We start from the raw sequence: 12,302 nt of genomic DNA, 5'->3' as shown, positions 1-12,302 counted from the left end.
AACAGCATCTGCCGTTGCAAAAAGTTGCAGCAGAAAATGTAACACCAAGGCCGTCGCGTAAAGTGGTATCAACCGTAAAATGGAGTTATTTTAATGACAACACCAACGACAGCTAAAAAATCCCCTCCTACGCGCAGTGATTTTCGCTACTTCGATACTATCGATACACGCTGGGCCGATAATGATGTGTATGGCCATGTCAACAATGTGGCGTATTACAGCTTTTTCGATACAGTGGTTAATCGTTTATTAATTGATAATGGCTGGTTACAGCTAGATGGTAGTGGCCCTATTGGTTTGGTGGTAGAAACACGCTGCCAGTACTTTGCTTCAGTGAGTTACCCGGCTGTACTCGACATTGGTTTGACTATTTTAAAGCTGGGGAATAGCTCAGTGGTTTATCAACTAGCAGTATTTTCAGAGGGGAGTGAACAGGCAAGCGCGGTCGGACAATTCGTGCATGTTTACGTGGACCGTCCGTCGCACATGCCAACGTCTTTACCTGCAGATCTGCGCGCTGGCTTGAGCCATTATCTTAAGGACAGTGAGGAGCCTGAGTAATTCTTTAACTGCATTTTGTTCAAAGCGCTTGCTAGGCGCTTTGGCTTACACTTTTGCAGCAATGGTATTTAGCGATTACGCCCTAATGCATCGTGGCTAGTTACCCAGTCGCCAGCTAATACGGCAGCACTTAAAGACAACTCACCCGCTAATACCGTTGCTCCGATAATTTCAGCGAGTTTCTTTGCTTTCCCTTCACCAAAGCAGTCCATCATTTCTAAGCATTCTTTTTGCGTCGCGAGCGCAGTACCGCCGCCATAGGTGGCGACAATCAATGAGGGCAGGGTAATCGCAATGTAGAAGTTGCCTTGTTCATCCACATCGACAAACGAAAGTGCCGCGGAAGATTCCGCTACGTTGGCCACATCTTGTCCACAAGCGATAAACATAGCAGTGATACCGTTAGCTGAGTGTGAGCCATTGTTGATTGAGCCTGCCATAAAGCTGCCCATATTGGATATTTGCCGCATTTTAAATAACATCTGCGCTGACACACCAAGTTTCGATTCTAGAATTTCGCTGCTTATAGTTGCCTCAGCAATCACCCGTTTGCCGCGACTGTGCAGGGTATTGAGCTGAGAGTGTTTCTTGTCAGTATCCATTGCGCCGGATAAATTATAACGCTGCAAACCTGCTCCGGGGTAATTCGCCTTTATCCATTCACAAGCGGCAAATGTGGCTTTACCCACCATATTTTGCCCAGCTGCATCACCTGTGGTGAAGTTAAAGCGTAAATACAGCATACGCGCCGCTGCATACTGCTCTATGTTGCGCAGTTTACCTACACTGGTGGTGGTTTCGGCTTGTGATTTTATGTCGTCAAACTGTGCGCTTATCCAGTTTCCAAATGCGTGAGCTTGGCGGGCATCTTCAAAAATGAAAACGGGAGCTCGTTGCATGACATCGTCTACTACGGTGACTTTTACGCCACCTGCTGCGCCAAGTACGCGCATACCTCGGTTATAACTGGCGACCAAGGTGCCTTCGGTTGTCGCCAAAGGAACATAGAAGTCGCCTTTTGCATGCTCACCGTTGACTTTGACTGGCCCGGCTAAGCCTATTGGGACCTGGGCGACACCAAAGAAATTTTCAATATTACCGGCGGTTTGCTCTGGGCTTAAAGAATAATGCCCAACGTGATTAAGCTCACTTTGCGTGTACTGTTTTACAAACGCTTGGCGCTGCTCAGCCATGGTTTGGGTATGGTCATTTTCTTTGTCACGAGGAATAGACGGGGCTGCTTTGTTATCTGACATAAAGAGGGTCGACTTTGTAGATAGAAGGTGTATCTACAACTATCAACAAAGCCTGTGATATTGAAATGATTCTGTTTAATTAATGTGCAACAGTTTTAGTGATGTTTTGATTTGAGAAAGACTAGCCAGAGTTTTGTCGTTCAAGAAGAGTCAGGTTTCTAAGTACTCTAGCTTATTTGGCACGCCATCCCATTCTTTGGCATCCGCCGGAGGGGGGATAACTTCAATAATATTCGGCCAAATTTTAGAGAGCTCAGCATTGAGTTCATTGAAGGCTTCTTGCCCAGCAGGCAGCTTGTCATCTTGAAATATCGCTTTGGCTGGGCATTCAGGTTCACATAATGCGCAATCAATACAGATGTCTGGGTCGATCACCAAGAAATTTGGCCCTTCAAAAAAGGCATCCACGGGACATACGGCAACGCAGTCTGTGTATTTGCATTTTATACAGTTGTCGGTGACTACAAAGGTCATAAGCAAAATCTTGGTTAATCGATATTGGCGCCGATCATACTTATCGGCGCTATAAATACAAGAAGGCAAGAACGAAGACTCGATGTTAACTCGGTAATATATTACTGAATAAACCAGACAGGCGGCCGCGCATGGCTTAAAATGCTCAGCTTATTATTTTTGTTCTGGGCTGTGCCCCTGTGCTTACTTTTTGGATATGTCTATGCTGCGTTTAACCGATATAAAACTCCCGCTTGATCATCAAGATACGGATCTTACCCAAGCGATATTAGATAAACTGGGTTGCAGCGCAGCGCAACTAGGCCCAGTCTCAGTGTTTAAACGCGGCTTTGATGCGCGTAATAAGTTTGATATTCAATTGATTTACACATTAGACATCGAAGTAGATGACCAGCAGGCGCTATTGTCCAAATTCGATAACGATCCCCATGTCAGATTATCACCGGATACCCGCTACAAATTTGTTGGCCACGCGCCAGAGACCTTAAACGAACGCCCTGTTGTGATTGGACTTGGGCCTTGTGGCTTATTTGCAGGATTGTTGTTAGCGCAAATGGGATTCAAGCCGATTATTCTTGAGCGCGGCAAAGAAGTGCGAGAACGCACGAAAGATACGTTTGGCTTTTGGCGTAAAAAACCGCTTAACACAGAATCTAACGTGCAGTTTGGCGAGGGCGGGGCAGGCACCTTTTCCGACGGCAAACTGTATAGCCAAGTCAAAGATCGCAAACATTATGGTCGCAAGGTACTCAGCGAGTTTGTGGATGCTGGCGCACCTGATGAAATCATGTACGTGAGCAAACCCCATATAGGTACGTTTAAGCTGGTGGCTATGGTCGAGCGTATGCGTGCACAAATTATTGAGCTGGGCGGTGAAATTCGTTTCAGTACCCGAGTCGACAATGTGCATATCGAGAATGGGCAACTGACAGGGTTAAGCTTATCCACTGGCGAGCATTTGCCTTGCCGCCACGCAGTATTAGCTGTGGGGCATAGCGCTCGAGACACTTTCAAAATGCTCTATGAGCGCAATGTGTATATTGAAGCTAAGCCATTCTCAGTGGGTTTTAGAATCGAACATGAACAATCTATGATTGATGAGTGTCGTTTTGGGCCCAATGCGGGACACCCTATATTAGGGGCGGCAGATTATAAACTGGTACATCATTGTAAGAATGGCCGTGCGGTTTACAGCTTTTGTATGTGCCCAGGTGGCACAGTGGTAGCCGCGGCATCAGAAGAAGGCCGAGTGGTAACGAATGGCATGAGCCAGTATTCACGTCATGAGCGTAACGCTAACAGTGCAATTGTGGTGGGGATTGAGCCTGAGAAAGACTTTCCTGGTCACCCATTAGCCGGAATTGATTTACAGCGTAAGTTAGAAGAGCAGGCCTATGCATTAGGTGGCAGCAATTATGATGCCCCAGCACAACTGATTGGTGATTTTTTAACAGGGAAAGCCTCTTCTGAATTAGGCGAGGTAAAACCGTCGTACACACCTGGGGTAAAGCTCACCGATTTATCTAAGGTTTTACCGGATTATGCAATAAGCGCTATTCGTGAAGCGATCCCCGCGTTTGATAAACAAATTAAAGGCTTTGCCAAAGCGGATGGCTTGTTAACTGGGGTAGAAACCCGCACGTCTTCACCTATATCGATTAAGCGTGGTGCTGACTTTCAAAGTGTTAATGTCAATGGACTTTATCCTGCTGGGGAAGGCGCAGGCTATGCCGGAGGAATTTTATCGGCGGGCATTGACGGTATAAAAGTCGCTGAAGCAGTGGCCTTATCTTTATTAGGGGATAATAAATAACCCTGTGCTTAACTGACAGCAATACCCTTGCAGCAAAAACAGTAGTGTCAAAATAAAAAAAAGCAGCCTGAGCTGCTTTTTTATACGATATTTAGATTAGCCGTGATGCTACTCTTCAAGCTGGGCGGTAAGGCCTTGGTTAATATCGGTTACGTCTTCAATTGATAATGTACCTGCGGCTAGCTTGAGGTTAAGTACGCTGATCACATAGCCGTATCGGGCACTTGAAAGGTTACGACGGGCATCGAATAAGTTACGAGTGCTGTCAAGTACGTCAACTATGGTTCGGGTACCTACGTCAAAACCTGCCTCTGTGGCTTTTAATGCACTTTGAGCAGATACAACCGCTTGTTCAAAAGCTTTAATACGCGAAATAGCCGCTTTGATATCATTGTAGTTAGAGCGTACGTTGCGGATCACTGAGCGGTGAATACGTTCGCGATCTTCGCTTGTAGCAACAAATCGGTGTTTTGCCGATTCAACGTTGGCTGACACACGGCCACCTGTGTACAAAGGCACGTCAACTGATAACGTCAAGCCATATGTATTGAAACGCTCATTGCCGCCAGCACCAGGGTTGATAGCAAAACCATCCGTATCGTTACTGTTAGCACTTCCGCTTATGCCAACCGTTGGGTAATGGCCTGCGCGGGCACTTTTAATATCAAATTTAGCGATATCAACACTGGCATTTGAAACCAATAGCTCTAAATTACGTTGTTCAGCGGTTTTCAGCCAATCATTAACATTGGCTGGAGTAGGCAAGCTGGCAGAGAATTGCTCAGTATTAAGTACGTTTAGATCAGGGTGATAAATACCGGTGATTTCACGCAACGCTTCAAGGTTGGTTTCTACCGCATTTTCAGCGCTGATTTCAGCGGCTACTGAAGTATCGTATTGTGCCTGCGCTTCATGCACATCAGTAATGGCAGTTAGCCCCACTTCAAAGCGCTGCTTAGTTTGTTCGAGTTGGCGGGCGATGGCGCGTTTTTCTGCGCGGGCGAATGCCAGGTCATCTTGCGCTTGAAGTGTGTCGAAATATGCACTCACAGTACGTAAAATAAGGTTTTGCATAGTAAATGCAAGTGAGGCATCAGATTGGCTGGCTACCAGTTCTGCTCGGTCTAACCCAACCCAAAGTGAACGATCATAGATGGTTTGTGATAAATTCAACGTAACGTCGTTTGTTGAGCGGTCTAAGTCGCCATAGGTTTCAGCTGCTTGCAAACTTAGCGATACTTGAGGTAACAAACCTGCGCGGCTGATTTCAATATCAGAAAAAGCAGCTTCTCTGTTTGCTTGTGATTGCAACGTAGCCGGATCATTCTGTAATGCTTGCTGATATACGCTTAATAAGTCGTCAGCAAATGCGTGATTCGTAACGCCAAAGCCAATCAATAGCGAAAGAAGTGTTTTTTTCATGTGTGTTCCTTGATGAATTTTGCTTGTGGCAGCGAGACCATAATTTTTTACGTTTATTATATGTCGCATTTAAAGACGCTAAAGTTTAAATACATTGAGTCTGAACACGAAACATCCAGACGTAAATCTAACGCTTCAAGTGTAACAGAATATTATACGAGTCTTGAACCGCTAAATGTAGCCCCACTATATGGTGCTAAAGTGAATAATTAAAAGGGGATTTATGTCTAAAATTCAGCAGTTTTCCAGCAAAGACGTGGAAATTACGCGCAAAGAGCCACTTTATTCAGGTTTTTTTAAAATGGTTAAATATCATTTTAAACACAAGCTGTACAAGGGAGGCTGGAGTGAAACCGTAGAGCGCGAGATATTCGAAAGAGGGCATGCGGTTGCAGTATTGCCTTATGATCCCCACCTAAAAGAATTCGTCATGGTTGAACAAATTCGCATTGGTGCTTTAGCGACATCCGATTCACCATGGTTGTTAGAGATAGTCGCTGGTATTATAGACCCAGGTGAGACACCTGAAGCCGTGTGTTATCGAGAAGCACAGGAAGAAGCAGGTGTGACCATCACCCATCTTAAAAAAGCCATAAGCTATCTAGCTAGCCCAGGTGGCACCACGGAAAGGTTACATATTTATGTGGCACAAGTTGATGCCAGCCAAGCGAAAGGCGTTCATGGACTAGACTATGAAAGCGAAGACATTTTGGTACATCGAGTACCAGAAGACCAAGCGCTAGAATGGATTAATCAAGGAAAGATAGATAATGCAGCTACGTTAATCGCGCTGCAGTGGTTTGCTATGAATAAACAACGAGTACTTGATGACTGGAAAGATTGAACAAGATGTAAGACGCAAATACGTGCCGCACTTGCCGAGTATTCAGCGAGTGTGTGCGCTGAACTATGTGCGATTAATAAGGCTTTTACCTGATTGCGATACCGAAGATTTGGAATACCAATTTCAGGTAAACAAGGTTTTGAATTACAGCATCAAAATTGTTGAGTGCAGTCGTTACACCAGCACAGTGGTTATGTCTCAAGACTCCGTTATTGGGCCTGATTTTATGCACCCAGTGGTGCGTGTACGTTTATACCATGATGCGCAGTTAGCTGAAGTGATTGAAGCTCAGCATATTGGAGCCTTACAGCCTAGCTATGAATATCCGAATATCAAAATGCATCAAAAAAATGAAAAAGAGATGGTGAATTTATTTTTGAGTGAATGGTTGTTGTTTTGCTCTAAACATAAAGATCAACTTCAGGCAACGAGTGCGTAAATAGATGAGGCTCGCTTGAGTTACAAGGTAGCGCAAATATCAGATTGTCATTTATTTGCCGATAAGCACCAAGCGGGTTATCAGGGCATTAACCCGCACAATAGCTTGCAAGCTGTATTAGCTGATGTGGCGTGTCACCAACCAGATTTAGTGATACTCAGCGGCGATGTCAGTGCTGAAGACTGTGCCACCAAAGGCTTAGCCAGTTATCGGTTATTTTCCCAATTATGGCGGCAAAGTAAATTAACTGCGCCACTTTTGGTTATCCCCGGTAATCATGACCATCTTGAGCCATTAAACTCTGAGCTTAATGATTCCGCGGGCTGGCCAGTCTCTTTGAATGCAGGGGCTTGCTGGCAAGTCCATGGTTTGAATACTAAAACCGATGACACCTGTGGGGAAATATCAACCTCAGAGCTTGCGTATCTCACAGAACAAGTCCAACTTAACCCGGCGCTACACCATTTGCTGGTGGTGCATCATCATCCCCATGCTTGTGGCGGGTGGATGGACAATCACCCGTGGCGCAACAGTGAGGTCTTTTTGCAACGTGTTGCCCAGCTTCCTCAAATTAAAGTGGTGCTGCACGGGCATATACATCACGCCAGTCAAATGCAAAGTGAGCAATGCGTTTTTATGTCAGCTCCTTCTACGTGTTGGCAATGGGCGAATACAAAAGAATTTGCCGCCAGTCACGAAGTGCCTGGCTATCGCATGCTCGAACTGAATGATAACGGGCGAGTTGAGACCCGTATCATTAGAATTTAATGGAATATTCATGACAGTTAGTAAACGTGAACAAGTAGTTATTTATTTACACGGCTTTTTGAGCTCACCTCAATCGGTTAAAGCCCAACAGACCAAAGCCTTCGTGGACGAGTACTATCCAGATTTAACCTTTTATATTCCCCAATTGGATAATCACCCTAAGCCAGCCGCTAAAGCCTTAGATGAGCTAATTGCTCAACACCCGAATGCCGATTTTGGTTTTATTGGTAGTTCAATGGGGGGCTACTTTTCAAGCTACTTGCTTGAACGTTACGGGGGCAAAGCAGTATTAATTAACCCAGCGGTGCAACCCTACAATTTATTAGCTGATTATTTAGGGGAGCATGTTAACCCCTACACAAAGCAAAAATTCAGCTTAGATGAATCGCATACACGTGATTTAACCAGCTTTGATACTAAATCTCTGGCAAGCCCGCAAAACTACTGGGTATTATTGCAAACTGCTGATGAAACCTTAGACTATCGACAAGCAGAGAAAAAATACATGGGAGCGAAGCTGACCATCGAGGAAGGCGGAGATCATAGCTTTCAAGGGTACGAACGCTTTTTGAAAGATATTTTTCAGTTTCTGCTGCACGACTAATTGTAGATTGGTATAACATGAGCATATTGGCTCTTACCTATTGCCTAATCATTTTTATCAACGGCCACAACAAAAATAAGAACTATGTCTAATCAATATAACGCAGATGCAATTGAAGTTTTAAATGGCCTTGACCCGGTCAAGCGTCGCCCAGGTATGTATACCGACACCACGCGACCGAACCACCTTAGTCAAGAAGTCATTGATAACAGTGTCGATGAAGCCCTTGGAGGCTTTGCCAGTTCAATTAAGGTGGTATTGCATCCTGACCAGTCCTTGGAAGTCACTGATGATGGCCGAGGCATGCCAGTGGATATTCACGCAGAGGAAGGTATCTCTGGCGTTGAATTGATCATGACCAAGTTACACGCTGGTGGTAAATTTTCTAATAAAAATTACCAGTTTTCCGGTGGTTTACACGGGGTGGGAATATCCGTGGTAAATGCCTTATCAAAGCGGGTTGAGGTGAGTATCCGCCGTGAAGGTAGCGTGTATCAAATCGCCTTTGAGAATGGCGAAAAAGTTGAAGATTTAAAAGTAGTCGACACCTGTGGCAAACGAAACAGCGGTACCCGTGTGCATTTCTGGCCTGATGAACAATATTTTGATTCGGCTAAGTTTTCTGTCACCAAGTTACTTCATGTGCTGCGGGCAAAAGCCGTATTGTGCCCCGGGCTGCGTATCCGTTTTGATGACAAAGTCAGTAAAGAAACCCACGAATGGTACTTTGAAGACGGCTTAAAAGACTACTTATATCAATCGACCGGTGAGAGTATCACGCTGCCTGCTGATACCCCTTTTGTTGGCGCGGTCAGTGGCAACACAGAAGCGGTTGATTGGGCGGTTATTTGGTTGCCCGAGGGCGGTGAGATGATCACCGAAAGTTACGTCAACCTTATCCCTACGGCGCAAGGTGGTACTCACGTAAACGGCTTACGCCAAGGTTTGCTTGAAGCCATGCGTGAGTTTTGTGAATTCCGTAACTTGCTGCCAAGAGGCATCAAGTTAACCCCAGAAGATATCTGGGATCGCTGTAGTTATGTGCTGTCCACTAAAATGCAAGACCCGCAATTTGCTGGGCAAATTAAAGAGCGCCTGTCGTCACGTCAAGCCGCTGCTTTTGTATCAGGGATCGTCAAAGATGCCTTCAGTTTGTGGTTAAATCAGCATACTGGTGTCGCAGAGCAGTTGGCTGAAATGTGTATTAGTAATGCACAGAGTCGTTTACGCCAAAGTAAGAAAGTGGCGCGTAAGAAAGTCACTCAAGGCCCGGCCTTACCTGGCAAATTAACCGATTGTTCAACCCAAGACACTGGTCGCTCGGAACTGTTTTTGGTGGAAGGAGACTCTGCGGGGGGCTCGGCTAAGCAAGCTAGAGACCGAGAGTTTCAAGCTATCATGCCACTAAGAGGTAAAATCTTGAACAGCTGGGAAGTCGACTCTTCTCAGGTGCTTGCCTCACAAGAAATACATGATATTTCCGTAGCACTAGGGATTGACCCAGATTCTGAAGACTTAAGCGGCTTGCGCTACAACAAAGTGTGTATTCTTGCCGATGCTGACTCCGATGGGTTGCACATCGCGACGTTATTGTGTGCCTTATTCGTTAGGCATTTCAGAGCCTTAGTGGAGAATGGACATGCTTATGTTGCCATGCCACCTTTGTTCAGAATAGACGTAGGAAAAGAAGTCTTTTACGCCCTAGATGAGGGTGAAAAACAAGGTATTCTTGATCGCATCGCAGCTGAGAAGAAGCGCGGTAAGGTGAATGTGCAGCGCTTTAAAGGTCTTGGGGAAATGAACCCATTACAATTGCGTGAAACCACTATGGATCCCAACACCCGACGTTTGGTGCAGTTGACGATAGAAGAGCCAAGCGAAATGTTAGAAACCATGGATATGTTGCTCGCTAAAAAGCGTGCTGGGGATCGTAAGTCTTGGCTAGAAAGTAAAGGCAATATGGCAGACGTTTAATTATCTGTTGGTCGCTAGGTTTACTCTTTAATTATGCAAGGACCTAATTTGCTGCGTTTTTTTAAATTTTTATTGATAGTGGTCGTGTTACTTGTTGGCTTTATTGCAGCATTGTTTATAGCCAGCGTTGAGGAGCAGCCTTTGGTTGTTGCAACCAGCGCCACCCAAGTAAATGACGCTGAATCAGTACAAGAGCTCATTGCGCAAATTAAACAAAGTGTGCAAGACCGCACCTTAGATCAGCAAATACCCCTAACTGAAAACCAGCTAAATAGCCTAGTAGGCTTTTTGCAGCGCGCGAAAGCGCAATTTCATGGCCAGGTTAATATTACGCCTGTTGCTAGTAGCATTTCTGCCAGTTACCAACTCCCCCCAAATCCGCTAGGGCGCTACGTAAACTTCAGTGCCTTGGTTTTGCCTGGTGAAGGCTTGCAGCTAGATGAAGTGCGTCTTGGTAGTATCGTTTTGCCAGGTAAGAAAACATTGGCTACCTTAGTGTGGTTAGCTGATTGGTGGACAGATAGCGACATTGCCAGCCAGTTTGTGCAACAGATTGATAGTATTCGAATGTTTCAAGGCAGTATGATTATTGCTATGCGCCCATTGGATGCATTTTTGCGCAACTTAAAAGAGCTTAAGCGAGACATTGGTGAAGAAAGTGCGTTAAGTATTGCTACGGCACATTATTTACGCTTTTTAGCCAACTTAGAAGTAGGGCGACGCCCGACTGCCCAATCTTTAGGGCGCTATATTCAGCCGTTATTTGCCGAAGCATTGAGTCGCTCCACTGAAGATAGTGCAGATGAAGAAAATGAAGCGGCCATAATGGCACTCGCCACCTATGCTGGGCATCATCGTTTTGCGAATTTCGTCGGCGATGTACAACCTGTGCCTAAGCGTATCGCTGCGCCTTTAAAATTACCGACTTTGATGAACAGAGGGGATTTAAGCCAGCACTTTATATTCTCAGCCGCTATAAAAGTATTGTCTGAGCAGGGCTTAACTGCAGCAATTGGTGAATTTAAAGAGTTAATGGACCGAGGTGCGGGTGGCAGCGGTTACAGTTTTGTGGACTTGGCCGCCGACCACGCAGGTGTGAAATTTGCGCTTGTCGCCACTGACGATAAAACAGCTTTCTTATTGCAAAAATTACTGGCTAAGAGTGTGAGTGAAAGAACATTTTTCCCGGAGACACAAGGGCTTCCTGAAAACTTAAATAAAGCCAGTTTTACCCAGCAGTTTAAGCAGGTTGATAGCCCACAATACAAAGAATTACTTAACCAAATTGATCAGCGCATTGCATCACTGCCTATGAGCCAATTAAAAGGCTCTGAGTAACCTAGATCCAGAGCTTTTAATGGCCAGAGGTTTTCGAAAATATATTGATCACAAGCACGCCACTTAGGATTAAGCCCATACCGAGCACGGCAGGCAGGTCAGGTAGCTCTTTATAGATCACGGCACTGATAACCGCGATCAAGACAATCCCCATACCCGCCCAAATTGCGTAGGCGACCCCTACGGGGACGGTTTTTAACACCAAAGAAAGAAAGTAAAACGTTGTTGCATAGCTCACAACGCAAATTGTACTAGACACTAGGTGGGAAAAACCATTCGAGGCCTTTAGGGCCATTGTACCAATCACTTCTGCCACGATAGCAACAGACAAATACCAATATCCCATTTTACTGTCCTTAAATTATCGCTAATTTCTATGTCATCGCTAATGCATATGTCATCGGTAACACCTATGCCATCGGTAACACCTATGCCATAAATAAATGCCTGTTACCGATTGCGCTAAAATTAGTCTTTTACGCTTACCTGAAATTGATTCAGTGTGGTTAGCAGCAATTCAATTTTTTTAACGACTTTAGGCAGGGCCTGCTTTTGTTCGTCACTATCGAGTTGACTTAGGCTGGCAATATCCATGGCTAACTCTTCGACATAGGGTTTAAAAAAGCGGCCGCTGGCAGTGAACCCTGCATCTTCAGGAAATATCGCTTGAAACTTTCCCTTGCCAGAGCTTTGTAACTTAGCAATCGTTGCGTCTGCATCAATTGACTTGCGATAAATTAGTTGGGCATTTTCAGTTAATTTTTCAATAATAGTTTGCATGAATAAGACTTAATCAGTAGATGGGTTAA

Annotated in this window: 13 protein-coding genes; 8 read left to right on the top strand and 5 right to left on the bottom strand. The window is 45.1% G+C overall.

Going from position 1 to position 12,302, the window contains the following annotated elements:
* The first annotated feature begins 93 nt into the window (after window positions 1–93).
* Window positions 94–561 carry an acyl-CoA thioesterase gene (locus GCHA_RS17025; RefSeq protein WP_007990447.1) on the top strand — a complete coding sequence of 156 codons (468 nt, stop codon included), beginning with the start codon at window positions 94–96 and terminating at the stop codon, window positions 559–561.
* A gap of 68 nt (window positions 562–629) precedes the next feature.
* Here the strand turns inward: GCHA_RS17025 and GCHA_RS17020 are convergent, their stop codons facing one another.
* Together GCHA_RS17020 and fdxA are read right to left on the bottom strand one after the other, a co-directional pair.
* Window positions 630–1,817: a hydroxymethylglutaryl-CoA reductase gene (locus GCHA_RS17020; RefSeq protein ID WP_007990444.1), complete on the bottom strand. Its 1,188-nt coding sequence runs from the start codon at window positions 1,815–1,817 to the stop codon at window positions 630–632.
* A 150-nt stretch (window positions 1,818–1,967) separates the two neighbouring features.
* On the bottom strand, window positions 1,968–2,291 hold the full coding sequence (gene fdxA, locus GCHA_RS17015; protein WP_039992684.1) for a ferredoxin FdxA: 324 nt from the start codon (window positions 2,289–2,291) through the stop codon (window positions 1,968–1,970).
* 202 nt (window positions 2,292–2,493) lie between these two features.
* Here fdxA and GCHA_RS17010 point away from each other — a divergent pair, with 202 nt between their 5' ends.
* Window positions 2,494–4,104 carry an NAD(P)/FAD-dependent oxidoreductase gene (locus GCHA_RS17010; protein WP_007990442.1) on the top strand — a complete coding sequence of 537 codons (1,611 nt, stop codon included), beginning with the start codon at window positions 2,494–2,496 and terminating at the stop codon, window positions 4,102–4,104.
* Window positions 4,105–4,212: 108 nt separating this feature from the next.
* Here the strand turns inward: GCHA_RS17010 and tolC are convergent, their stop codons facing one another.
* The gene (gene tolC / locus GCHA_RS17005; protein WP_007990440.1) at window positions 4,213–5,526 is read right to left on the bottom strand and encodes an outer membrane channel protein TolC; all 1,314 of its coding nucleotides are present in this window, start codon (window positions 5,524–5,526) and stop codon (window positions 4,213–4,215) included.
* A 223-nt stretch (window positions 5,527–5,749) separates the two neighbouring features.
* On the opposite strand from tolC, the gene nudF reads away from it, so the two are divergent.
* The 6 genes from nudF to GCHA_RS16975 all read left to right on the top strand — a co-directional run bounded on the left by nudF (window position 5,750) and on the right by GCHA_RS16975 (window position 11,493).
* On the top strand, window positions 5,750–6,370 hold the full coding sequence (nudF, locus tag GCHA_RS17000; RefSeq protein WP_007990438.1) for an ADP-ribose diphosphatase: 621 nt from the start codon (window positions 5,750–5,752) through the stop codon (window positions 6,368–6,370).
* Window positions 6,354–6,809, top strand: a complete 456-nt coding sequence (locus GCHA_RS16995) for a DUF1249 domain-containing protein (RefSeq protein WP_007990436.1) — start codon at window positions 6,354–6,356, stop codon at window positions 6,807–6,809. Before nudF ends, GCHA_RS16995 begins: the two co-directional genes overlap by 17 nt.
* A 15-nt stretch (window positions 6,810–6,824) precedes the next feature.
* Entirely contained in the window at window positions 6,825–7,577 is a 753-nt protein-coding gene (locus tag GCHA_RS16990; RefSeq protein WP_007990434.1) for a metallophosphoesterase, read from the top strand.
* A gap of 10 nt (window positions 7,578–7,587) precedes the next feature.
* Window positions 7,588–8,181, top strand: a complete 594-nt coding sequence (locus GCHA_RS16985) for a YqiA/YcfP family alpha/beta fold hydrolase (RefSeq protein ID WP_007990432.1) — start codon at window positions 7,588–7,590, stop codon at window positions 8,179–8,181.
* Window positions 8,182–8,265: 84 nt separating this feature from the next.
* Entirely contained in the window at window positions 8,266–10,155 is a 1,890-nt protein-coding gene (gene parE / locus GCHA_RS16980) for a DNA topoisomerase IV subunit B (protein ID WP_007990429.1), read from the top strand.
* A gap of 33 nt (window positions 10,156–10,188) precedes the next feature.
* Window positions 10,189–11,493, top strand: coding sequence for a YfiM family lipoprotein (locus tag GCHA_RS16975; protein ID WP_007990426.1), 1,305 nt, complete (start codon window positions 10,189–10,191; stop codon window positions 11,491–11,493).
* Between the two features lie 16 nt (window positions 11,494–11,509).
* On the opposite strand, the gene GCHA_RS16970 is transcribed toward GCHA_RS16975, so the two are convergent.
* Complete coding sequence (locus GCHA_RS16970; protein WP_007990424.1) at window positions 11,510–11,839, bottom strand: DMT family transporter; 330 nt, start codon at window positions 11,837–11,839, stop codon at window positions 11,510–11,512.
* A 122-nt stretch (window positions 11,840–11,961) separates the two neighbouring features.
* Window positions 11,962–12,273, bottom strand: coding sequence for a hypothetical protein (locus tag GCHA_RS16965; RefSeq protein WP_007990422.1), 312 nt, complete (start codon window positions 12,271–12,273; stop codon window positions 11,962–11,964).
* Between the last annotated feature and the right edge of the window lie 29 nt (window positions 12,274–12,302).

The organism is Paraglaciecola chathamensis S18K6, from assembly GCA_000314955.1.
Taxonomy (GTDB): Bacteria; Pseudomonadota; Gammaproteobacteria; order Enterobacterales; family Alteromonadaceae; genus Paraglaciecola; species Paraglaciecola chathamensis.
Note: the sequence above shows the minus strand (reverse complement) of the source record. Positions and strands in the feature narration are given on the sequence as shown.

Coding starts and splice junctions, on each gene's coding strand:
- GCHA_RS17025 (WP_007990447.1), top strand. CDS start 94: ATGACAACACCAACGACAGCTAAAAAATCCCCTCCTACGCGCAGTGAT.
- GCHA_RS17020 (WP_007990444.1), bottom strand. CDS start 1,817: ATGTCAGATAACAAAGCAGCCCCGTCTATTCCTCGTGACAAAGAAAAT.
- fdxA (WP_039992684.1), bottom strand. CDS start 2,291: ATGACCTTTGTAGTCACCGACAACTGTATAAAATGCAAATACACAGAC.
- GCHA_RS17010 (WP_007990442.1), top strand. CDS start 2,494: ATGCTGCGTTTAACCGATATAAAACTCCCGCTTGATCATCAAGATACG.
- tolC (WP_007990440.1), bottom strand. CDS start 5,526: ATGAAAAAAACACTTCTTTCGCTATTGATTGGCTTTGGCGTTACGAAT.
- nudF (WP_007990438.1), top strand. CDS start 5,750: ATGTCTAAAATTCAGCAGTTTTCCAGCAAAGACGTGGAAATTACGCGC.
- GCHA_RS16995 (WP_007990436.1), top strand. CDS start 6,354: ATGACTGGAAAGATTGAACAAGATGTAAGACGCAAATACGTGCCGCAC.
- GCHA_RS16985 (WP_007990432.1), top strand. CDS start 7,588: ATGACAGTTAGTAAACGTGAACAAGTAGTTATTTATTTACACGGCTTT.
- parE (WP_007990429.1), top strand. CDS start 8,266: ATGTCTAATCAATATAACGCAGATGCAATTGAAGTTTTAAATGGCCTT.
- GCHA_RS16975 (WP_007990426.1), top strand. CDS start 10,189: ATGCAAGGACCTAATTTGCTGCGTTTTTTTAAATTTTTATTGATAGTG.
- GCHA_RS16970 (WP_007990424.1), bottom strand. CDS start 11,839: ATGGGATATTGGTATTTGTCTGTTGCTATCGTGGCAGAAGTGATTGGT.
- GCHA_RS16965 (WP_007990422.1), bottom strand. CDS start 12,273: ATGCAAACTATTATTGAAAAATTAACTGAAAATGCCCAACTAATTTAT.